At 61.5% G+C, this 387-nt stretch carries 1 pseudogene; it reads right to left on the bottom strand.

Annotated elements, in window-relative coordinates:
- Positions 1-92 precede the first annotated feature (92 nt).
- Positions 93-387 (bottom strand): annotated as a pseudogene (locus tag AC1D1Y_RS26800) (phosphate ABC transporter ATP-binding protein); the annotation flags it as partial.

The raw sequence follows: 387 nt of genomic DNA, 5'->3' as shown, positions 1-387 counted from the left end.
CGACTGGGCCGACGCAAAACCAGACGCTACAAAAACAATAGCTGCCAGCGCAATGCGCACGGGAGCTAGAGGTTTATTTCTTTTAAAACCACTCATGAAATGGCCTCTCCTTTTACAAAATGGGCCGCCGCGGCGGAATGCGCCAGCAAGCGGTCCTGGTCAAAAAATTCGGTCACGGGCAGATCGGCCAGCACCCGGCCCTGCTCCAGATACGCCACGCGGGTTGCCAGGCGCTTGACCTGGCCCAGGTTGTGGCTGGCAAACACGGTGGTGCCGCCGTAGGCCTGCACGGCGGCCTCTACCAGGCGTTTGGAGTGCGGGTCCAGGCTGGCAGTGGGTTCGTCCAGCAGTAGCACCTCGGGCTCCAATGCCAGCGCACGTGCCAGC

Source organism: Polaromonas sp. P1_G1 (assembly GCF_056405595.1).
The sequence above is the reverse complement of the archived record's forward strand: the minus strand, read 5'-3'. Positions and strand labels throughout refer to the sequence as shown.